10 protein-coding genes are annotated in these 23,220 nt (G+C 71.2%); 2 read left to right on the top strand and 8 right to left on the bottom strand.

The genetic code is table 11. From position 1 onward, the window contains the following. Positions 1 to 75 precede the first annotated feature (75 nt). The 7 genes from RM704_RS23890 to RM704_RS23920 all read right to left on the bottom strand — a co-directional run bounded on the left by RM704_RS23890 (position 76) and on the right by RM704_RS23920 (position 17,870). A complete protein-coding gene (locus tag RM704_RS23890; protein WP_033525364.1) occupies positions 76 to 1,731 on the bottom strand; it encodes a succinic semialdehyde dehydrogenase in 1,656 nt (551 codons plus the stop codon). A gap of 172 nt (positions 1,732 to 1,903) precedes the next feature. Then, entirely contained in the window at positions 1,904 to 3,733 is a 1,830-nt protein-coding gene (locus RM704_RS23895; protein ID WP_078936948.1) for a serine/threonine-protein kinase, read from the bottom strand. 60 nt (positions 3,734 to 3,793) lie between these two features. Beyond that, positions 3,794 to 5,185 carry a diacylglycerol/lipid kinase family protein gene (locus RM704_RS23900; RefSeq protein WP_033525365.1) on the bottom strand — a complete coding sequence of 464 codons (1,392 nt, stop codon included), beginning with the start codon at positions 5,183 to 5,185 and terminating at the stop codon, positions 3,794 to 3,796. A 131-nt stretch (positions 5,186 to 5,316) separates the two neighbouring features. Continuing rightward, a complete protein-coding gene (locus RM704_RS23905) occupies positions 5,317 to 5,628 on the bottom strand; it encodes an immunity 53 family protein (RefSeq protein ID WP_033525366.1) in 312 nt (103 codons plus the stop codon). Next, entirely contained in the window at positions 5,615 to 12,433 is a 6,819-nt protein-coding gene (locus tag RM704_RS23910; protein ID WP_078936949.1) for an RHS repeat-associated core domain-containing protein, read from the bottom strand. The genes RM704_RS23905 and RM704_RS23910 overlap by 14 nt, the downstream gene beginning before the upstream one ends. 236 nt (positions 12,434 to 12,669) lie before the next feature. Beyond that, complete coding sequence (locus tag RM704_RS23915; protein ID WP_033525367.1) at positions 12,670 to 16,302, bottom strand: LamG-like jellyroll fold domain-containing protein; 3,633 nt, start codon at positions 16,300 to 16,302, stop codon at positions 12,670 to 12,672. Positions 16,303 to 16,370: 68 nt separating this feature from the next. Further along, positions 16,371 to 17,870 carry an FG-GAP repeat domain-containing protein gene (locus RM704_RS23920; RefSeq protein ID WP_033525368.1) on the bottom strand — a complete coding sequence of 500 codons (1,500 nt, stop codon included), beginning with the start codon at positions 17,868 to 17,870 and terminating at the stop codon, positions 16,371 to 16,373. Between the two features lie 398 nt (positions 17,871 to 18,268). Here RM704_RS23920 and RM704_RS23925 point away from each other — a divergent pair, with 398 nt between their 5' ends. Then, positions 18,269 to 19,174: an alpha/beta hydrolase gene (locus tag RM704_RS23925; protein WP_033525369.1), complete on the top strand. Its 906-nt coding sequence runs from the start codon at positions 18,269 to 18,271 to the stop codon at positions 19,172 to 19,174. A 5-nt stretch (positions 19,175 to 19,179) separates the two neighbouring features. Next, the gene (locus RM704_RS23930; protein ID WP_033525370.1) at positions 19,180 to 21,390 is read left to right on the top strand and encodes a glycosyltransferase family 4 protein; all 2,211 of its coding nucleotides are present in this window, start codon (positions 19,180 to 19,182) and stop codon (positions 21,388 to 21,390) included. Positions 21,391 to 21,402: 12 nt separating this feature from the next. On the opposite strand, the gene RM704_RS23935 is transcribed toward RM704_RS23930, so the two are convergent. After that, the gene (locus tag RM704_RS23935) at positions 21,403 to 23,154 is read right to left on the bottom strand and encodes a serine/threonine-protein kinase (protein WP_033525371.1); all 1,752 of its coding nucleotides are present in this window, start codon (positions 23,152 to 23,154) and stop codon (positions 21,403 to 21,405) included. Between the last annotated feature and the right edge of the window lie 66 nt (positions 23,155 to 23,220).

A 23,220-nucleotide genomic window follows, 5' to 3' on the forward strand; every position in this document is an offset into this window, starting at 1 on the left:
TCTGTGTGGTTGTTCGCGCTCATGTGGCGGGGCCGCGGTCGACACGGCCCCGCGCACCTGAGAGTCCTGGGAGTCCTAGCGCAGCCTCAGTGCCTTCATCGCCCGCAGGCTGCGGCTCATGAACTGGGCGTACTTCTCGTCGTCCATGCCGAAGGACGGGGCCATGGGCAGGAGGCGCTGATGGGCCACCGTCTGGGCCTCCGTGTACTTGAGGATGCCTTCGGAGCCGTGGCGACGGCCGAGGCCGGAGTCCTTCATGCCGCCCATCGGCGACTGGACGGAGCCGTAGGCGGAGGCGTAGCCCTCGTTGACGTTGACCGTGCCGGCGCGGACGCGGGAGGCGACCTCGCGGCCGCGGCGGCCGTCCTTGGTCCAGACGGAGGCGTTGAGGCCGTACGCGGTGGAGTTGGCCTCCGCGACGGCCTCGTCCTCGTCCTTGAAGCGGTAGACGGAGACGACCGGGCCGAAGGTCTCCTCCGTGCAGACCGACATGGGTTCCGTGACGCCGTCGAGGATGGTCGGCTCGTAGAAGTAGGGGCCGATGTCGGGGCGGGCCACGCCGCCCGCGACGACCTTCGCGCCCTTCTCCACGGCCTCGTCGACGTGCCGGGTGACGGTCTCCAGCTGGCGTTCGCCGACGAGGGAGCCCATCTCGGCGCCGTACGCGAGGGACCTGCCGAGGCGCATGGCCTTCGTACGGGCGGCGAAGCGCTCCAGGAAGGCGTCGGCGATGGACTCGTGGACGTACAACCGCTCGATGGAGATGCAGAGTTGGCCGGCGGAGGAGAAGCAGGCGCGGACGGCGCCCGCCGCCGCCTTCTCTATGTCGGCGTCCTCCAGGACGAGCATGGCGTTCTTGCCGCCGAGTTCGAGGGAGACGCCGACGAGCCGGGCGGCGGCGCCCTGCGCGACCTCGCGGCCGGTGCGGGTGGAACCGGTGAAGGAGACGTAGTCGGCGTGCTTGACGACCTCGGGGCCTATGACGGGGCCCTCGCCGAGGACGACCTGGAAGACCTCGGCGGGCAGGCCGGCCTCGATGAGGAGGTCACGGGCCCACAGGGCGGTCAGGCAGGTCTCCGTGTCGGGCTTCATCACGACGGCGTTGCCCGCGACGAAGGCGGGGATCGCGTCGCCGACGGAGAGTTCGAGGGGGTAGTTCCAGGGGGCGATCTGGCCGATCACGCCGCGCGGGTGGCGGAGTTCGGTGACCTTGGTGAGGGTCGGGACGGCGCCGGTGTGCCGCTTCGGCTTGAGGTAGAAGGGGGCCTTGCGGCCGTAGTGACGGGCGGCGACCGCGACGGCCTGGACCTCCTCGTGGGCGTGGAGGCGGGCCTTGCCGGTCTCCAGCTGGATGAGGTCGAGCACCTCGGCCTGGCGTTCGAGGACCAGGTCGTGGAAGCGGAGGAGGACGGCGGCTCGCTCCCGCACGGGCCGCTGCGCCCAGACGGCCTGGGCGGCGCGGGCCGTCGCGTAGGCCTGCTCCACGTCCTCGGGGGTGGACTCCGGCAGGTCGGCGAGCTTCTCGCCGGTGAACGGCGTGTGGTTGGCGGTGCGGCCGGAGCCGACCACGCCCTTGGTGAGCTGGGCGACCAGTTCGGGAGTGACCACGTCGGCGGCGGTACGGGCGCCCTGCGGGGCTGCCGCGAGGGGGTTGGTGCCGGTCGTCCGTGCCGTGCCGGTCGTTCCCGTGGAGGTCGTGCCGGTCTTTTCGGGGGCCTGCGAGTCCGTCATGACGCGCAGGGTATTCCGGACCGTACGACTTTGGGTACCCGGCGGTAACAGGGTTTCACCGGGCGCACACACCACGCCAGTGATCGCTGGCAACGAAGTGGCTGATCAGGGCCGCGGGCGGTACCGTACGGTCGCGAATGCGGCGTCGATCACTCCTGTGCCCGATGGCGGCCTACGGTCCGATCTCCAGTCGCTCCCGCGCGCCCTTGAAGACGGCCGTGCCCTTCTTCTCGTCCGCCGTGCCCTTCGGCATGTCCACCCGCAGTTCGTACATCCGGTCGTCGTCGGTGCGGACGATCAGTTCCAGGACGCGGGTGGGGGTGCCGTCCAGGTAGTGGGTGGTGTCGGCGAGGACGGCCTCCTGGTCGTGGAAGCTCGTGGTGGTGTAGTTGGCGGTCGACTTCACGTCGCCCGCCACGATGTCCGTGGAGTCCTTGGCCTGTTCCATGGGTGAGGCGGGCGCCTCGTCCCACTGCGTCAGCCGCACCCGGACGACCTTCTCGCCCCCGTAGGTGACCGCACGGGGCTGCTCGCCGTCGCCGCCCTCCGCGCGGATCCGTTCGTAGGGCCCGGGGAGGGTGAGGACGGCGTCCATGGCCTCCTCGCGGTGGGCCACCCAGCGGGTGCCGGAGGTGGCGCCGGGGGTGGCGCCGGGACTGGGGGACGCGACACGGGCGTCCACCCACCCGACCTTGGGCTCGGCGACCTCGGTGACATCGTCGCCCGTGTCGAACGCGACCCCGGCCCAGGCTCCCCCACCGGCCAGCAGGAGCCCGGCGGCGGTCGCGACGGCGAGGCGGCCGGCACGCGCCCTGCCCCGGGGGCGCACGGTCCCGGACCGCACGACCTCGGTTTCCTGAGCGCCGTGGGTCTCCTCATCCCGTACGGCCTCGCGCTCCGCACGCCGTACGGCCCCGGACCCCACATCCCGTACGCTCGCGGGCTCTGACTCCGCCACGGCGGCACCGTGCGGCTTTCCGCCGAGCCGTAACGTCCCCGCGTCCTCGCCCAACTCACGCAACCCCGACGGGGTCTGGGTCTCGGGTGTCCGGTCCTCCGCCACGTCGCGCAGGAACCGGGCGGTCTCCTCGGCGTCCGGGCGCAGCGCCGGGTCCTTGGCCAGCAGCCGTACGAGCAGGGGGCCGAGGGGTCCCGCCCGCTCCGGCTCGGGGGGCTCGGCGGCGAGGATCGCGGCGAGCGTGGACTCCAGGGTGGTGCGGCGGAAGGGGGACCAGCCCTCGACGGCGGCGTAGAGGAGGACGCCGAGCGACCAGAGGTCGGAGGGCGGGCCGGCGGCTCCGGGACCGGCCATCCGCTCGGGGGCGACGCATTCGAGCGATCCGACGAACTCCCCTGTCACAGTGAGCGATTCCTCGCCCTGGACGTGGGCGATGCCGAAGTCGGTGAGGACGACCTGGCCGTGCGGCCCGAGGAGGACGTTGGCGGGTTTGACGTCCCGGTGCACGATGCCGACGCCGTGCGCGGCGTGCAGCGCGCCGACGACGGCGAGGCCGATGCGTGCGGACTCCACGGGGGTGAGGGCGCCTCGCTTGAGCACCTCGTGGAGCGACTCGCCCCGGACCAACTCCATGACGATCCACGGGGCCCCGTCCTCGACCACGACGTCGTGGATGGTGACGGCGGACGGGTGGTCGACGCGGGCGGCGGCGCGGGCCTCGCGGTAGAGCCGGTTGGCGGCCCGCCGGCGGGCGTCGTGCTCCGGGCCGTCGGGCCCCCCGTCCGGGTCGTCCGCACTGTCGGGGCCGTCAGGGCTGTTCAGGGCGTGCGGGTCACCGGGCAGCCTGGGCTGCTTGACGGCGACTTCGCGGTCGACGAGTTCGTCGACCGCCCTCCACACGGTGCCCATGCCGCCCGATCCGACGCGTTCCGCGAGACGGTAACGGCCGCCGACCAGACGCCCGGTGGCCGGACGCCCGGTGGCCCGGTACGTCCTGACACCGGACGGGAGTTCGTCGCGCGGATGCTCGCCCTCGTCGCTCATGCCCCATCAGTACCGTGCGGGGGCGGAACTTGTCGACGCGGATCCGGCGGACCGGCGGTGCTAACGCCGCCGGTTCCACAACTCATGGGCCCAGCCGTACCGTTCGCGGTGCTTGGGCAGGGCGGTACGGCCGACGGCGGCGGCGAGTTTGCGCAACCGGCGCCAGTCCAGCGGCGGTTTGGGCTCGGGGACGCCCGGGCGGTCACGGGGCACCCGGACGCGGACGGCCTTCGGCGAGACCCGGCAGTGGACGGGGGTGGGCAGGACGAGCGCCTCGCCGTCGACGCCGACCTCGATCTCCGGCCGGTCGGCCTCGACGACGATCTCGTCGGCGACGAGGAGGCTCAGGCCGGGGGCGTTCGGGCCGAGGACCAGTCCGGCGGCCTCGGCGGCGCTGTCGACGCGGATGCCGACGACGCCGAGCACCCCGGCGTCCAGCCGTTCGCGGCGGCCGAGGCCGACGAGGTCGTCGCTGCGGTAGACGTTGTTGCTGACGAGGACGGCCTGGGGCGCGTCGATGACGGCGTCCCCGATGCGGGCCGTGAGCCGTGGGCCCCGCTGGTGCGTGAGCAGTTCGGGCAGCAGTTCCAGGGTGGTGCGGACCTTGTCGTCGCGGTAGGCGGGGCTCTGCACGACGGCCGCGTACGCGCCGAACGAGGCGTTGTTGACGAAGGGGTGGCCGCTGGCGTAGCCGAGGTCGACGTGGAGTTCGACGCCCTTGTCGGTGAGGGCGTCGAGGCAGGCGGCGGGATTGTCGCGGTCGAGGCCGAGGTCCATGGCGAAGTGGTTGCGGGTGCCGGCGGAGATGACGAGCAGCGGGACGTCGTACGCGGCGGCGATGGCGGCGACCTGGGCCTGGGTGCCGTCGCCGCCGGCGACGCCGAGGAGATCGGCGCCGTTCCTGACGGCGTCGCGGGCCAGGACGGCGACGTCCTCGTGGCGCGCGGGGTCGAGCAGGTGGACGGTGGCGCCGAGCCGTTCGGCGCGCTCCTTCAGCCGGAAGCGTTCGACCTTTCCGCCACCGGACTTGGGGTTCATGATGAGGAAGGGGCGCATGGGGGCGGGGACGCGGTGCTCGGGGACATGCATCTGGTGCGACTTGGTGCTGCTGAGGGCGAACTTGCCGGACCAGACGGCGACGCCCCACAGGGCGGCGGAGACGATCACGACCCAGAGCAGGTTGACGACGGCGAACCACCAGACGACGCCGACCGGCGCGGCCACGGCCAGCGTTCCCGCCGCGATCCGGGCGGCGCCGCGCCGGGTCAGTACCCACCAGAGGGCGGCCACGGTGAGGCCGGCGCCCAGCACGACACCGGCGACGAGCAGGAGGCTCGCCCCGCGCGCGTAGCCGAGGGGCAGCAGCACGGCGAGGACCGCGCAGCCGAGGGCGGCCCTGGCCGCCCAGCGTTGTCTCGCGTGTGCCCGTACGTCCAGGTGTTCGATGCCCACGCTCGCTCGCCCTTCGCGCCGATCATGCACTTGACACGGCATGTTAGGGGCTGCGGGCGGCCCAGAGCGACGATCCCCGGGGAGTCGGACTCCCCGGGGACCATGGCCACCCCTACACCTGCCGACTGCGCTCACGCCTGCCGGGAGACGAACTCCTGGAACTGGGCCAGCGCTTCCACCAGTGACTCCGGGTCGCACGTGACACGGAACACCTCACCGTCGGACGAGGCGATGAGCCAGCGCCCCTGGCCGTCGTCCGTGTGTCGCTTGGGCATGGTCCGCCCCTCGACAGGTGTCTCGGCGAGGTCCACCTGAAGGTGCCAGCCGGGATTGTCCAGGGTGGCGATCTGCACCCCGAACTCGTGCTCCCAGTCGCCGTCGCACTGCGACCGGTACCACCGCACGAGGGCGTCGAGCGGTCCCTTCTCGTCACGGGCAACCATCGGGCTTCTCCCAGTCGTCCAAGGGCCTGGCGCTGCCGTCGGCCTCGTTGATGTGAGGCGTCGGAACCACCGTGCCGTCGGCGTTCGTGTGCGCGGGCCCGAACCGGTCGAACCGCTTTTGGAGCGACCACGGCGCCGGGTCACGCGGATTCGTCTGCTCCACCCAGGTGGCGTACTTCTTGATCGCGCCGCTGGATCCGTCCCGCATGAAGGTGGTGTGGGGTCCCTCGGCGTCCGGGTGGGGGCGCTGCCGCTTGGGCCTGGCGTTGTGCACCAGGACGTCGCCCGCGGCGCCGGCCACATAGTACGTGTGGATGTTGGCGACGGTGATGTTGTGGACCGTGGTCCGCTGGTCCCAGCGCTCGACGGCGGCGATGCGCACCCGGTCGCCCTCGCCGTTGGTGAGCCACTGGCCGGCCTTCAGGTCGGTGGCGTCGGACCAGAGGCCCAGTTCCTCGACCCAGAAGGGGTGGCCCGCCGTGGCCGTGACGGTCGCGGTCCTGCCGCCCTTCTCGCCGTCGGATTCGAGGGTGAGCCTGACCAGGTGCTTGAGGCCGGTGCCCTTGATCTCCGCCGCCACCGTCTCGATCCTGGTCACTCCCGACTCCGGGTCGGTCGCCACGACTTCGTCACCGATGTCGACGTCGTCGATCCGTTTGGTCGAACCGTCGGCCATCAGGACCCTGGTCTCGGCGGTGAAACTGTTGATCTTGCAGGTCGCGCCGACCTCGTCCGCCGCCTCCTGAGCCTCCTCCGCGGCCTTCTTGTTCTTGCGCCAGCCCTTGAACGAGCCCCACAGCTTCTTGCCCAGGCCGACGATCCGCTTGCCGAGGGCGTAGGCCTTGTCGACGCGGTACCAGTACTTGGAGACCAGTCGACCGACGGGGCCGCCGCCGATGAGCGAGGTGACGACGTTCGCGGCGGTCGCCCCGCAGGAGCCGAGGCTTCCCGTGGTGAAGCAGTCCAGCGCGTCCGTGATGCCCAGCTCGTCGGCGATGATCTTGCCGAGCTCCTTGGCGATGGCGATGGCGCGCTGCTTGGCCGCCTCCTCCTCCGCCCGTGCGTGGTCCGCCTTCGCCTGGGCGGCCGTGTAGGCGTTGCCGGCGGGGGCGACACCACCCGTGCCGTCGGCGTTGGCGGCCACCGCGCCGCGCTTGTAGCCGGTCGGCCACGGGCCGCACTCCTGCCAGCCGCCCACACACTCCGCGAGCCGCAGACCCGACGCGTCGCTGTAGGTGACGGGACTGTTGTTGGCGTAGGCGTAGCCGTTGATCTGCTGGGGGTCGCTGTAGTCGATGACCGGGTCCGCCGAGACGAAGCGGCCCGTGTCGGCGTCGTACTCGCGCGCCCCCAGCGTGATCAGGCCCGTGGACTCCTGGATCGTGCCGCCCACGAAGCCCTTGTCGTTCACCCAGCCCGTCGAGGTCGACGCGGACTCGTCGCGGGTGATGCCGAACGGATCCGTACGGCGCCGTGTCGTCTGCCCCGTCGAGGCTTCCACGGCCAGTTCGGCCGTGCCCTGGTGGTCGGAGAGCAGGAAGTGGACACCGGCCGCCTCGCGCATGGCCACCGTCGTGCCGGCGAACGTGTAGTAGCGGGTCGCCGTCACCTTCGCGGTCGACTTGTCCAGGTGCAGTTCCGTGCCCGGCAGGTAGAGCGTCTTCTCGGCGGGGGTGTCCCGCACGATCCGCTCGCCGGCGGCGTCGTACTTGTACGACGTGACCTCGCCGTCGGCGTTGGTGACCTTGGTCAGCTCGCCCTGCTTGTCCCACTCCATCGTCTGCGTGTCGCCGGAGAGGACCCGGGTCCTGGTGTTGCCCGACGCGTCGTAGGTGTATCTGTCCTCGGCCGTGACCGCCGGCGTGGTGGCCGTCGCCTCGGTCTTCTCCACCACCGACGACACGGTGTGCGGGCCGGAGTCCGCACCGCCCGGGCCTGATCCGTCCCCATAGGTGTAGGTGCGGGTCGAGGTGCCCTTGCCGTTCACCCCGTGGCGGACCTCGCTCGTGCGGTTGCCCGCGGCGTCGTAGCCGTACTCGACCCAGTACGGGGCCGCACCTCCCACCGTGGAGGCCGAGGCACCCGAGGAACAGGCCGCGTCGGTGCCGCCTGTGCCCGACGCCCCGTCCGGAGTCACCGACGACGTCCACATGTCCGTCAGACGACGCAGTCCGTCGTAGGTGAAGCACTGGACGTCGTTCGTCCCACCGCTCGGGGTCTCGGCGAGGGAGAGGACGTTGCCGGCGGCGTCATAGGTGTAGTCCGCGTCGTACGCGACGGCGGCGGCACCCTCCACGTGCACGCGGGACCGGGTCAGACGGTCCGTACCCGGCTCGAAGGTGTTCGTGAGCCATGTCTTGGGCGCGGAGGTGTTCCCGGTGGACAGCTCCAGCTGCTCCAGCTGGGAGGTGGGCGAGTAGGTGACGTCGGTGACGTAACTGCCTCCCGCCAGGGAGGTGTTGAGCGCCGTCGGCCGCTGCAGTTCGTCGTGGACGTACGAGAGCGCCTCCGCGCCGAGGTCGCCCACCGCCGGCAGGCCCTGACCCTGCACCGTGCCGTCGTCGTTGTACTGGGTCGTGAACTCGTAGGTACCGCCGAGTTCCGGTTCGGCCGTCTTCGACACGAAGTACTTGGTCGAGACCGGCTTGTAGTCGTTCTCCGGGTCCAGCGTCGGGTAGGTGACGGACGAGTAGACCGCGCCGTCCTTGTAGGTGTAGGTGCCGTACAGCTCACCCTTGGCGACGGTGTCGTAGCGAGTGAGGGAGAGCCTGGTGCCGCTGTCGACGTCGCCCTGCCAGGTGGAGATCTCGCGGCCGAGTTCGTCGTACTTCGTCGACGTCTTGTTGCCGCGGTTGTCGGTGACCGAGATCTGGCGGTCCATCGCGTCGTAGGCGAACGTCGAGGTACCGGTGTCGGGGTCCACAGCCCGGTCCTTGCGGCCCAGCTGGTCGTAGGAGTACGTCCACACGTTCCCGGAGTGGTCGGTGACCTTCGACAGCAGGCCCGCGTCCGTGTAGCCGTAGGTGGTGGTGACCGTCTCGCCGCCCGCCGGGTACTGGATCATCGACGTCGTCCGGTCCCTGGCGTCCTTCACGACCGTCGTCCTGGTGCCACCGGACGGCGGGATCGTGGTGACGCGGTCGCCGCCGTACGTGTACGACGTGCGGTACTTCTCACTGCCCGCGACCTTGAGGATCGAGGCCGTGGCACGGCCGACGCCGTCGTACTCCGTCACCGTCTGCGCGTCGAGATCGGCGTTGACGGGCTCGAAGAGCGTGGAGGTCGGGGCGCCCGAGGCGTAGTAGGTGTCGTTGACCTTCACCACACGGCCGGAGCCGTCGTGGAGGGTGTCCGCGATGAGCCGTCCGCCGTCGGCGCCCTCGGTCTGTTCCTGACGGGGCCTGAGCAGGCCGTCGTACAGGGTCCACTCGCTGCCGTACGAGGTGCCGTCGTTCTCGATCTTGCGGGTCTGGACGGCGGTCGGGCCGTCGTCGCCCCGGACCAGGTAGGTGTACTTGATGGAGGGAGTCAGTCCGATGCGGTCCGGGAGCCACACCGAAGTGAGCCTGCCCAGGCCGTCGTAAGCCAGCTCGGTCCGCTTGCCGTTCTGATCGACCTTGGCGGTCGGCACGCCACGCTGCGGCGCGTACTCGGTGGAGGTCGTCCAGCCCAGCGCGTTGGTGACCGTGGACTTCGTCGCGAGCCCGTAGGCGTCCACGTAGTCGGTCTTGGTGGTGCGGGACTCGGCGTCCGTCGCCGTGAGCGGGCGGCCGTAGTCGTCGTACGTCGTGACGGCGGTCGTCCGGTACGTCGCCGTCGTGCCGTTGTGCGCCGACAGCTTCTTGGTCATGGTCGCGTTGCCCTTGGTGGGGGCCACGCCCAGGGTGGTCGAACCGTCGTAGTGGGTCAGCTCGTCGGAGATGACGTCCGTCTTGCGGTTCGGGGTCGTCGAGCAGTCGACGCCGACCTTCTCCACACGCGAGACGTACGAGTAGAGGTGGAGGCTCGCGTTGTCGGCGTACTCCGTGCGGGTGCACTCGTTGTCGGCGACGCCCACCTCGCCGGCGTCGTCCACCCGCACGGCGCGCCCGGTCTTGTCGTCGTAGGACGTCGTGGACCTCAGGTGCCGCCAGTTGCCGGAGCCGAGGGAGATGTAGGTGTCGACGGAGCCCTTGTCGAGGTAGCGCGCCCGGCGGGTGCCCCAGTCCTCGACGCGGGTGGCCGTGACATGGGTCCAGGGCAGGGTGACCGCGCGCTGGGTGATGTCGGAGCCGTTGTAGGTGATCGTCTCCAGCTCCTGGCCGGCCTTCCAGTCGGAGTCCTCGTAGGAGGTGCCGGCGGAGTCCTTGACCGTGGCCGAGCGGGAGTCCCCGTCGGCGTCGACGTCACCGTCGAGCCCTCGGAAGAAGATGTGCTCGGACCTGGTGTTCGAGGCGGAGTTGGTGCCGTCGGAGGTCTCGACACGGACCCGGCCGTAGCCGCGCCAGTCGCCCCAGGTGCGGAACTCGGCGGTGGTGATGCCGTCGGGCCTGACCTTCCGCCAGCCGGCGTCGCCGAGGTAGGTGTACGAGGTGATCTTCTCGGCGTTGCCGCCGGTGAGGTCCTGCTCCACGACGGAGGCGACGACGTACTTGTGGAACCAGTCGACGATCGGCTCCTCGGCGCCCGGCGGACTCCACTTGACCGGGAAGCAGCGCTTGGTGGAGGAGTCCTCGGCGGGCAGGGTGCTCGACGTGCACTGCGTGTCCGCGTAGTTGACGCTGAGGACCCCGCCGGTCTCGTTCTTCACCGCCGACAGACGGAAGCGGTGGAAGGGCTGGAGGTTGTCGCCGGACACGTCGACCCGGCTGGCGAGCTGCTGGCCGTAGAGCTCCACGGACGGCATCGGGACGTCGGTGCCCACCTTGCCGGTGTGGTTGATGGCCTTCAGCCACAGCGACTTGGAGCCGTCACCGTTGTCGGTGAAGTCGTGGGAGAGGGCCCATTCGTCGACCGCCGCGTACGTGGCGTCGCCCGTGCGGATCTGCGTGGTGATCTTCGTGAGCTTCTTGCGGGTCCAGAACGTCGGCGAGTTCTGGCCCGCGCACTTGGTGTCGGCCTTGCAGTTCTGGTCCCACGGCACGTCCGGCCAGTCGGCGGCCGTGGCGTCCGTCAGGTCGCCGGGCTCGCAGTCGGTCAGGTCGCCGATGCAGCGCTCGGCGGTGGTGAAGACGACCCGGGCGGACGGCTCCGTCGAGTAGACCTTGCCGGCGCGCTGCCCGTAGTCGATCCGCTTGAGGTACCCGCCGCGGACGTACGCCTTGCCGTTCTCTCCGGTCTTCAGACCCTGCGTGTAGTGGTTCGTCTCCTTGCCGTAGAAGTACGACATGACGTTGCCGTGCGGGTCGATGACGTGGTCGAGGTTCCAGCGCCAGGCCTGCGCGCAGTGGGCGTTGGCGAACGTCGCGTCGTAGCAGGGCTCGCCCGAGTCGTCGCCGTACACGGGGACGGTCCAGGTGGAGCCGGTCTCCTCCTTGCCGCTGCTGTGACCGGGGAGGCGGTTGAGACCGAAGAAGTACTGGGTGCCGTCGGTCGTGGTGACCTTCCAGTGCTCACCGTTGTTGTCGCCGTTGGTGGCGTCGGTCAGCTTCTCGACCTTGGAGTTGTCGTCACCGCTGACCCGCCACTCACCGGTGGTGTCGTCCTTGACGATCTCGCCGGAGGTGCCGCCGGCGAGGGAGAGCGTGGCGTTGTCGTACGCCCAGCACTGGTCGCCGTACGTGTCCTCGTGACCGTCGTCGGCGCAGGCCTTGTAGCTGCGCTCGATGAAGCCGGGCTCGTAGGTGAAGCCCTGGCCGATCCACGAACCCTGGTTGTTGGTGGCCGCGGTCTGACCGTCCACCGACTGGGAGTTGTAGGAGAGGCCGACCTTGGGTTGCGAGCCACCGGGGACGGGCGGCGTGGTGAGCGGGTACGACCAGGTGAAGGCGCCGGACGAGGTGTCGACGCCCCACTCGGAGGACGCCTTCAGGCTCGTCGCCTTGTAGTCGCCGCCGTCGCCCTCCGCGCCGGCGGTGACCGCCAGCACGGTCGCCGAGGAGGTGCTCGCGGTCGCGGCCCGCATCAGCTGGGTTCCGGTGCCGGCCGTGTCGCCGGCCGCCGTGACCTTGGCGGTGAGGGTCTGCTTCGCCGCGTTGTTGGTGCTCTTCAGGAACGTCGGCGTCGAGCAGCTCTTCTTCTCCGGCGTGGTCAGCACGCACTCCGGGTACTGCGCGAGGCGCAGCCGGGAGCCGTAGCCGCCGCCGAACGCGTCCGCGAAGGCCGAGTAGTCCAGGGCGACCTGGGCGGTTCCCCTGCCGTCCTCGCCGTCGGCGCGGGCGACCGTGAAGAGGACGCCGTCGATTCCGGCCGCGGTGGTGGCCTTGCGGCCGAGGACCTCGACGCGGAGGGAGTCGGCGGCGTTCTTGCCGCCGGTGGCCCTGGCGGTCAGGGGGAGGCCCTCGGCCCGGGTGGCCTTGTCGCTCGTGAGGGCGACTTCGGCGGTGGCCGCCTTGGGCCAGGTGGTCTTCTCGGCGTCCCTGACCGCGGCCTTCGCGGCGTCGTCGCTCTGCTTGAACTTGTCGGGCTTGGCGTTCTTGCCACGGACCGGGTCGTCGAGGTTGGTCTGGGTCCCGGGCTTGGTGAGGCCTTCGTCTGCGGCCAGGGCTTGAGGGGAGTACTGGGGCAGCAGGCCGATCGACAGCGCGAGGCCGAGCACGAGCGCGGCGCGGCGTCGGCCGGTGCGCCAGGCCGGTCTCGGGGACCGGTACCAGGGGGGCGAGGACATGACGTCTCCCGTCAGGAGGGGATCGGGAAGGAGAGGGGGTGGGGCCGAAGCGCTCTGCGGGAGGGGCGTTCGGTCGGGGGCGCGGCCGACGGCCGGTGGGGGGCTCGCGCAGTTCCCCGCGCCCCTGAGAGGCAGGGGCTGCGCCCCGTGGCTCTCGGCCCTCAGGGGCGTGTCCTTTGGGGCGCGGGGAACTGCGCGATCAGCCACGGACGGTCAGCGGACGAAGAACGACCTGGTCACCCTTCGCTGATGCTGGAGCCCGACGGCATGACCGCCACCAGCGTCACCAGGGAGGCGTCCAACGGCCCCTGGTACATGCGGACTTCGTCGACGGCCCCCGAGAAGTACTCGCTTGCCGCCGTACCGTTCAGCGTCCGGCCGACCTGGAGGGACGTCGTCGTGAAGTCCCACGTGTTGTCCCAGGGGGCCTCCGCCACCGCGATGCCGTTGACGTAGAGCAGCACGTCGCCGAAGACCGCGTTGTGGACGAGCGCCAGATGGTCGCCGTCGCCCTCAGCGCTCGGCAGGTCGCCGTTGTCGAGGACCGTGGTGACCACCGGGGCCGTCGCGTCCGCGTCGGTCACCTTCAGCTGCCAGCGGTTGCTCGCGGCCAGGTACTTGACCGTGATCGCGCTGCCCCTGGCGCCGGACAGCGAGAGCACCGTCTGGTCCGCGGTGGAGCCGGGCGAGGCGAGCCGGGCGCGGGCGGTGAGGGTGAAGCTGTCCTCCGCGGAGAGCACGCCGGCGGCCCGGGCCGCGTAGGCGTTGGTGCCGTTCAGCGCCAGGTGCCCGTCGCCCCACAGCGGCTCGGCCGGGGGTACGCACTCCGGGTCGGCCTCGGGGTCGCAGGAGTCGTCGGGCAGGTAGACGGAGGCTCCGCCGCCCAGGGTCAGACCGGTGCCGCCGTCGACCTCCGGGGAGATGCCGGACGCGGACGCGTCGAGCGGCCAGTAGGCGAGCTGGTGGGGCTGGATGCCGCCCAGCTCCTGGCCCTCGGCGGGCGGGATCACCCGGTCGTGGATCTTGACGTCGGCGACCGTGCCCTTGAGATGCCCGAGGTAGCCGTCGAGGGCCAGCTTGCGGCCGATCTGTACGGCGCCGCCCGCGTTCCAGGTGGTGCGGCGGGCCTGGACGTCGTCGGCGACCAGGACGCCGTTGACGTACAGCATCATCTTGCGCTGCTCGGCGTCGTAGACCCCGATGAGGTGCGTCCAGCTGCCGGGGACGGCGGCGGCGCCCGAGACCTTCCAGGTGCCGAGCGACTCGATGTCTCCGTAGGGGATGCGGAAGGTCCACGACGCGGAGTCCACGTCGTAGCCGAGCTCGAAGCCGGGCTGGGCGGTGCCGTCCTGACTGACGACGGTCATGTTCTCCTTCGGCAGCGAGGGCAGCATCACCCAGGCGCCGACGGAGAAGGTCCTGCCGGTGTCGACGGCGGGCTCGCCCGCGTCGAGCCAGGCGTTCTCGGTGCCGTCGAGGGAGACGGCGGTGTCGGCGGAGCCGAGCGGTCCCCCGGCGCCGAAGGTCACCCCGGAGCCGGCGGTGGCGTCGGGCGCGTCACCGCTGCCGGCGGCCTTCGTGGAGCCCCTGGCGTCACCGAGGGTCCAGGCCGCGGCCGGGGCCCGGCCGTCGCTGACGAGGAAGACGTGCACCGTCGGGGTCTTCTGGGCGTTGCCCGCCCCGTCGACGGCCGTGACCTGCAGCGCGTACGTGCCCTCGCTCGGCGGCATCCAGCGGATGGTCGCCGGACCGCCGACGGACTCGGCGGCCACCGTCCTCGGGGTGTTCACCGCGTGCGGGCCGGTGAAGCGGTACGTGTACTTGGTGACGTCGGCGGAGGGCGAGTCCATGGTGAAGCTGCCGTAGTCGCCGGTGCCGACGTGCCAGGCCTCGTCGTCCGGGTACGCGGCCGAGGTGACGGTCGCCGACTTCGGCTGCGTGGTGTCGTAGATGAACTCGCAGCGGGTCTGCGTGCCGTCGGAGGACCAGGCGCCGTAGGTCTCCTGGTCGTGGCCGCGCACGGCCCAGCCGATGACGGTGTTCTTCGGGAGGGTGAAACCGGCCTCGCCGTCGTCCTTGACGTCGCTGCCGATGGTGTAGAAGAACGTCGCCTGACCGGTCTGGGTGATCTTTTTGCTGACGTTGGTGGTGGCGCGCTGACCCGTCGTGGCGTAGTGCGTGACCGTCTGGCCGTCCTTCTCCCAGAAGACCTTGAACTGGGCTTGCAGCTTCTCGGAGTTGGAGCCGGTGTCGTTGTGGTCGTAGTCCTTGAGCACGACGCTCACGCGAGGCGCCTCGGTGACGTAGTGCTCGGTGGGCGCGCCGAACTCGCAGGAACCACCCGGCTTCATCTGCAGGGCGTCCTGGTCCGGCTGCAACGGCGGCCGGTTGTAGGTCACTTCGAGGTGGGCGTTGCCGCAGAAGCGCTTCCAGTACGAGACGTCCGACTCGTTGGTGGCCTTGAGGCGGAACGTGGTGGTGTCCCAGCCCTTGTCGGCTGCCGTCCGGATGGTGCCCGTCACGCCGAAGCGCACGTTCTGGTTGGTCGAGGTGCACGAACCGGCGGTGTCGGTGGGCGACTTGGCGGTGATCGTGTCCTTCGAGGAAGGCTGGTTGGACCAGTTCGTTCTCGAACTGATCGCGCTCGCGCCGGTGCTGTTGACGCGGGCCAGCTGCACCTCACGCGCGGAGTCGCTGTAGGAGTGGACCAGCGTCACGGCGAACTGCGCCTCGACGATGTCCTTGCCCTCGAACGTCCCGGTCGGGATGGCGAAGAACTGCCGCTTCTTGTCGCTGCTGCTGGAGCAGCGGAACGAGACGTTGGACGGGCAGAGGCCCACACCCTCGTCGTCGTCGAACTTCCAGAAGGAGTCGGACGGGGAGTCGGAGGACACCATGGTCCAGCCGGTGCGGTTGGCGGTGCGGAACACGGGGTCGATGTAGACCGGGTACACCGTGTCGTCGCCGGTGAGCAGGTCCGCGTCGGGGGTGAGGGTGACGCTGTCGGAGTCGACGGCCACCCGCACGTCCTCGACGGTGGCGCCGTCGGGTGGCGTGATGCCCTCGCCGGGGGCAGCGGGGGCCGCGGGGGCGTCGGCCGGTTCGCCGGTGCCCTCGCTGGAGTCCCACATCAACGGCTTCGGCGCCTCGAAGACCGCGCCGCCGGAGCCGCTGTCGGTGGCGGTCAGACCGCCGCCGGCGCTCTCCGTCAGCTCCACCGAGGTGGTGTCGACGGGGAGTTCGAGGGTGGCGAGGTCGGGGTGGGCGGCGGCCTCGGCGCTCTTGACCACGAGGACGTGGGAGAAGCCCTCGGCGTTCGCGGTGACCTTGAGGTCGACGCCGGGCAGGACGTCGCGGTAGGTCGCGGTGGAACCGTCGATCCTGGGCTCGGGCAGTGTGCCGGGCCAGTCGAGGGAGAGGGCGCGGCCGTCCTTCTCGATCTCGGCGAAGGTGCGGTCGCCGCCGCCGGAGAAGGCCATCGCGGTGACGGCGGCCCTGGGGGCGTACGTCCCGTTGTCCCGCTTGACCAGCGTGGTGTCGATCTCGGTCCAGGCACCGTTCTTGCGGGTGCGGACCGGCTGCACGTACTCGGTGACGGTGAAGGTGCCGTCCGGGTTGGCGACCGTCGTGCTGCGCTCGTCGCGCAGGCTGGTGATCTCGACCTTCTTCCCGGTCTTCGCGGCCCGGTCCTGGGCGGCGTCCTCGGTGAGCGCCGTGCCGGAACCCTTGCCCGGCTTCTCGGCGGCCTTGCCCGTGGCGGCGGTCGCGGCCGTGGGCTCGGGGGTGGGGGCGTTGCCGAGTGCCGTCACCAGCAGGGCCGTCAGCGCGGCGGCGACGGTGAGCGAGCGGACCGGACGTCTGCCGCCCACCCCTTCTCCCGCACTTCTGTTCGAACGGAACGTCATCGCGGTGTACTTCCTTCTCTCCATGCCGTCCGTCACCCGACCACGCCGAACGAGGCACCGCTGTCGGGCAGTCCGCCCGACCCCGGCTGGTACGTGGTGGCACCCGTGCTGGTGGTGCCGTCGAGGTCCGCCCACGTCACGACGTGCAGGACCCCCTTGGTGGTGCCGGACGCCTTGCTGAAGGGCACCCCGATGTAGAGGTTGTTCGCGCCACCGGTCAGCGACATGCCGAGGTGGTCCCGCCTGGTCGCCGTGCCCGGCAGACCCGAGCCGCGGGTGACCAGCCGGTCGGCCGCGCCGATCGTGCCCAGTGGCCGGAAGACCTGGACGGCGCCCGCGTCGGTGGCGGTGCCGACATCCTTGCCGGGGATGCCGACGGCAAGCCGCACGGTGTCGGCGGTGGTGACGACACTCGTGTTGGTGTTGGAGATGGCCACGCGCTGGCCCAGGAAGTCGCCCGCCACGGGGTCGCCCTCGACGTCCGCCACCGCGGCGTCGATGGCCGCCGTCTCGGTGTACGCGCCGGAGGGCTGGATCCGGAAGACCGCCGCGCCGCCCGCCTCGGTCACCGTGCCGATGTCCTCGCCCGGCGTGCCGACGGCGAGCAGGACGTCGGAGTTGTACGTCTGGTCGCTCGGCCGGTGGCCGGTCATGGCGATCGAGGTGCCGAAGCCGTCGTCGGTCTCGGCCGTGCCGGTCACCCCGGCGGCGTCCTGGTCGAAGCCGGCCAGGGCGGTGGGAACGCCGTTCGCGAGGGTGTGGTTGAAGACCGCGACACCTCCGGCGAAGGTCTTGTCCTCGATGGCCTCGCCCGGGATGCCGACGCCGAAGTAGCGGTTGGTGCCGGCCACGGAGTAGCCGAAGCGGTCGTGGGCCTCGACGGTTCCGGGCACCCCCGGGTCGTTCTGGTTGACGGTCGTCCTGGTGCTGCCCTGGATGTAGTGCACGCAGCCGGCGTCCGCGTAGTCGGTGCCGCCGGTGACGACGTTCTCGCCGGGCACGCCGACGACCAGGTAGGGCGAACCGGTCGCGGTCTCCCCTGCCTTGACGGACTGTCCGAACCAGTCGTACGCCTCGGTGGTGGTGTCGGCGTCGAGCCCCGACTGGCTGTAGCCCTCGATCACCGAGCCCTCGCCGATGCCGGTGGGCGTGCCGTGGACGATGTAGATCGCCCCGGCGTCGACGAGCTTCACCCCGTCCTTGGTGACGTCCTCGTACGGCACCCCGACGACGAGGTCGGTGCAGCCGTCGCCGTCGGCGTCGTAGGTCGTGCGGGAGGTGCCGAAGCCGTCACCGGGCTCGGGAGCGGCGTTCATGCCGGTGGTGGCCTGCGAGATCTCGAAGACCCCCTTGCCGCCGCCGAGGATCACCCGCACCAGACCGGCGCCCTTGACGCCGCTCACCGTGGCGTTCGGGTCCGCGACGACCGTGTCGACGACGCTGTCGCCGTTGAAGTCGGTAGATGTCCCGGCCGTGCAGGTGGCCGCCGCTGCCACCCCGGCGACGCTGGAGGGCAGAAGCCCCGATGACATGACGACGGAAGCCAGCAGGGCCCACCCCGCTGTGCGTGTGCGTATTCGCACAACTCACCCCTATATCCCCGTTGAGTGACCACATCCACACCCCTGGCCACGTAAGGGGAAGCTAAATGTCCACGTCATCTGCATGTCAACCCCCCTTCCTTCATAGGCCATCCACAGAAATGCAGATGTTTGCATATGTCACCCCCGACCCCCGCCAAGCTGTTCAGGCCGGAAATTTCAGGCCAACTACCGTGCCCCGATTGACGGTTGTTCGTGAAGGCCGCCTATAGTCCGGTTGCTCACGCAAGCAGGCCGCGTGGGCGCCCCCATGCCGTGGATGTTTCGGTCGGATCCCGTGCCCGGGGACGACATCGCCTGCCGTCAGGTCACTCGAAGGGCAGGTAGCCGTGCCTCGGCTCTGGGGTTGTCTCATTCTTTGCGTTGCGACCGTTGCCGCGTTACTCGTCCACGACACCCGCGACAGCGCGGCGGCCGACCGCAACGAGAGCTCCCACGCCTATGGTTCGCACCCCCGGCAGACCCTCGACGCCTACTGGAACGCCGCCGGTGAGGAGCGTGGCGGGAAGCAGCCGGGCCTCGTGATCCTGCATGGCGGCCACTGGTACGAGGACACCGGCTGGGCCACCTGGTCGCGCACCTTCGCGGACGCCGGGTACGCCGTCTTCGCCGTCGACCACCGGCTGAATTTCGACGCTCCCTGGCCGGCCCAGCGGACCGACGCGCTGGCCGCGCTGGACTGGATCCGCGACCACGCCGCCGACTTCGACGTCGATTCCGGCCGGTTGGCCCTGCTGGGTTCCTCCTCGGGCGGCCAGATCGCCACGGCCGTCGCCACCTACGGCTCCGGCGTCTTCCGCGTCGACGGCGTGGTGGCCCTCTCCCCCGTGAACGACCCGTACCGCGCATGGCGCGACGGCAACGCCGGCGACGCGACCGCCAGGCAGCGCAAGCTGCGCGACAACGCCACGCTGCTGGCCCGCTGCCACCCCGCCCCGTCGGACAATTCCGCCTCCGCGCACCCCGGTTGCCGTGACACCTGGAGGGACATGGTCGTCAGGAACCGTGCCTCCGGCGGCGACGACGCCCCCATGTTCCTGCTCCACTCCGAGGACGACTTCGTGCCCGTCCGGCACTCGCTCGACCTCGAAGCCGCCGAGGAGAACGCCCACAACATGCCCGCCAACGGGGTCACGGTCGAGACGGTGGCCGGTTCCGCGCACGGCGGAGCACTGCTGAAGGAGCCGGGAGTGGCCGACCGGGTCCTGGGCTGGATCGCCGAGAGGACGCACTGAGCGCCATGAAGATCACCTTCCTGCTCCACAACGCGTACGCCATCGGCGGCACCGTCCGCTCGACACTGAACCTCGCCGGAGCCCTGGCGGCCCGTCATGACGTGGAGGTCGTCTCCGTCTTACGCACCGAGGACCGCCCCCTGCTCGGCGTGAGCGGCAAGGTCCGCCTGGTCCCGCTCGTCGACGAGCGCCCCGACGCCGCCACCTACGACGGCGGCCACGAGCTGATGTCGCGGCCCTCCACCGTGATCCCGCCCACCGAGGTACTCGCCCACCGCTACACCGCGCTCACCGACGAACGCCTGCGTGCCTTCCTCGACACCACCGACGCCGATGTCGTCGTCGCGACCCGCCCGGCGCTCGTGGTCGCCCTGGCCGGACACGGCGCCGTCGGCTCGCGCCGCCCACCCGGCGCGTCCCGCGCGTCCGGCGCTTCCGGTGCTTACGGTGCGACCGGCGCTTCCCGCCGGGGCCCGCTGCTCATCGGCCAGGAGCACCTGTCGTACGACAACCACGTGCCCGGCGTGCGCGAGGCGCAGAACGAGGCCATCAAGCGCCTGGACGCCTTCGTCACCGTCTCCGCACGGGACGCCGCCGACCACCGTCTGCACCTGCCCGGCCTGCGCACCCGCATCACGAACATCGCCAACGCCGCGCCCCGGCCCAAGGCCGAACCCTCCGACCTGCGCGCGTCGTTGGTGGTCGCCGCCGGACGCCTGTTCCCGGTCAAGCGGTACGACCTGCTCGTCGAGGCCTTCGCCAAGGTCGTCGCCGAACGCCCCGAGTGGCGGCTGCGGATCTACGGCAAGGGACCGGAGCGCGCGAACCTGCGCGCCGCGATCGACAGACTCGGGCTGGGCGACCACGTCTTCCTCATGGGCGCCCAGGCCACGCTGGAGACCGAGTGGGCGAAGGCCTCCGTCGCGGCGGTCAGCTCCGAGTGGGAGTCCTTCGGCATGACCATCCTGGAGGCCATGCACGCCGGTGTCCCCGTGGTGGCCACCGACTGCCCGCACGGCCCCGGTGAGATCGTCACCGACGGCACCGACGGCCTCCTCGTCACCCCGGGCGACCCGAACGCCCTGGCCACGGGCCTGCTCCGGCTCATCGACGACCCGGCGCTACGGCAGCGCCTCGGCACCGGCGGCCGCACGACCGTCCAGCGGTACGCGCCCCGCGCGATCGCCGCGGAGTACGAACAGCTGATCGCCGACCTCCAGGAGGCCCGCACCCCGGCGACGGTGAAGCTGGGACGACGCTTACGCCGGGCGCTGGGGTGGCTCCCTTCCCCGGCGGACGCGAAGCCCGGGGCGGCGGCCGGGTCGACCACCCCGAACGCGAAGCCCGCACAGGCCCTTCCCCCGCGCGCCGCCGCCGAGAGCGCCGCGCCGAAACCGTTACGTCCGAAGGCCGGCTGTCGCGTCGGCGGGCGCGGCGAAGTGCGGGTCTCCGTGGCCGCGTCCGGAGTGTCGGGGGCGGACCTGACACTCGTGCTGCGCCGACGCCACGCCGGCGACGAGGTGCGCGTCCCCCTGCGACAGGACACGCCGGACGACCCCAGGAGCCCGTGGACCGCCACACTGCGCCGCGACGGGCTGGACCTCGCGGAGGGCCGCTGGGACCTGCACGTCGAGCGCGGCGGGGACGGGTCTCGTCGTCGGCTGCGGGCCGGACTGGTCGAGCAGCGGGGTCTGTTGACCGCCGAGCTCCCGGACCGGTCGCCGGTCGCCTGGTGGATCCCGTACGCCACCAAGGACGGCTACCTGGCGCTGCGCGCCTTCCACCGCACCGCGCACGCCGAGGTCACCGCACTGCCCGTGGGCGACGGCTCGATCACCGTGGAGGGCATCCTGCACGGGGCCGTGCTCGGCGAGGGCGCGACGCTGGTGGGTGTCGCCCGGGGCGAAGCCGCGGCGGACTTCGAGGCACCGGCGACACGCGTCGAGCAAGGACGGGCGACCGGACGACCCGGATTCCGCGCACGGCTGACGTCCCTCCCGGACCCCGCCGGCCCGGACAAGGTGATCTGGGACCTGTTCCTGCGCCCCTCCCCCGACGCCGAACCCATCCGGCTCGGCCGGTTGTTCGATGACATCGTGGACCGCAAGGACACCGACAAGTACCCGGCGGTCACCCTGACCACACCGGGCGGATCCGTGCCACAGGCCCGCTTCTTCTTCACCGTCACCAACGACCTGGCCGTGGCCCTCTCCTGAGGCGCACGACTCCTACATCTTGTCGATCTTCAGGTTCGCGATGACCGTACGGGCGATCTCGCGACCCTGCTCGGTGAAGTGCCCCTTGCCCGGATAGTCGATCCACAGCCGGTACATGTCACCGTTGCCGGCCCGGTAGTACAGGACCCGCGCCTCACGCAGGCGCGGGGCCTGGGTGTCCGTGGTCGTGTATCTGATCGTGTTCTCGGCGGCCTCGTGGTCCTGGAACTTCGCCTCCTGCGGCCGCCCCTTCGGCGCGGGCTCGTCGGCCACGTCCAGCGTGTACTCGCCGTCCTTCACCAGCTCCCAGTCGGCGTACGCCCTGTCCAGCGCGACCCCCGGGATCTCGTTCTCCGTGTCGTCCTTCTTGACGTCCCGGTCGAGGTTGATCCGGATCAGCCCGCTCGGGTCGCTGTACTGCGCGAACGTGCCGTCGGTCTCGTCCGGCTCGAACCGGTCCTTCACGAAGTCGCCGGGCACGCCCACGCTCGCGGCGACCTTCGTACCGAGGTCCCGCTGCTTCCAGCCGTCCGGGAGCGGCCCCGCGAAGGGGTCGGCGATCACCAGGTAGGCCGTCACCGCCGCCGCGACGACCACCGCGCCGAGCCCGGCGAGCGTCCCCACGCCGACCCGGATGCCCTTGCCGTCACCGGCAGGGGGCGCGGCGATCTGCTGGACCACCTGGGTGGGCGCGGGCGCCGGCGGGTTGGCGGCCGCCTCCAGCAGCTCGCGGACCCGGGCGGCGCTCGGGCGGCGCGCCGGGTCCTTCTGCAGCAGGCCGTTGATGGCCTCGGCGAGCGGGCCGGTGGCCGAGGCGGGCGCCGCGGGCGTGGCGTTGAGCACGGACTGCAGGGTCGCGGGCGTGTTGCTGCGCCGGAAGGGCGACACGCCCTCCGTGGCCGCGTAGAGGACGACGCCGAGCGACCAGAGGTCCGACGCGGGGCCGGGACGCTGGCCGAGCACCCGCTCGGGGGCGATGTACTCGGGGGAGCCGACGAAGCCGCCGGTGTCCGTCAGATTGGTCTCGCCCTCGATCTGGGCGATACCGAAGTCGGTGAGGACGACCCGGTCGTGACGGCCGAGGAGGACGTTGTCCGGCTTGACGTCGCGATGCAGGATGCCCGCCGCGTGCGCCGCCTCCAGCGCGCCGAGCACGTCGAGGCCGATTCTCGCCGCCTCCCGGGCGCCGAGGGTGCCCTCCTGGAGCACGTCGCCCAGCGAACGCCCCCGCACCAGCTCCATGACGATCCACGGCCGGTCGTCCACGACCGCCACATCGTGCACGTTCACGACGGACGGATGATCGAGCCGGGCCGCCGCGCGCGCCTCGCGACGCATCCGCTCGAAGACGTTGGCCCGTTCGCGCTCGGGAAGGTGGTCGGGTACGCGCGGCTCCTTGACGGCGACCTCCCGGTCCACCGTCTCGTCCTGCGCCCGCCACACCGTGCCCATACCGCCGTGCCCGAGCTTGGCGAGCAACCGGTAACGGCCGGCGATCAACCGCCCGGTGCCGGGTTCCTGCGAGGACGGCGCAGGCTGTACCCCCTGCGGGGGCGGTGCGGGCCGCGCCTCCCCCGGGGGCTGCGACTGCGGGGCCGGGGAAACAGGCGCGGGCTGGTCCGCGACCCGGGTCGGCTGCGCGTACGGGTTCCCCGGGTACGGCGCACTCGGCTGCGGCGGTTGCAGTCCGAAACTCGTCGGCTCGTCGGCTCCGTAGCCGGGCCCAGGCCCTGATCCGTAAGGGGCGCCCCCGTTGCTGCTCATACGTTCATCTGTATCGCGGCAAGCGCTTCGGCAGCCACCCCCGTCGCTTTCCGGTCACAGACCCGT

Source organism: Streptomyces gottesmaniae, assembly GCF_031845845.1.
Taxonomy (GTDB): Bacteria; Actinomycetota; Actinomycetes; order Streptomycetales; family Streptomycetaceae; genus Streptomyces; species Streptomyces akebiae.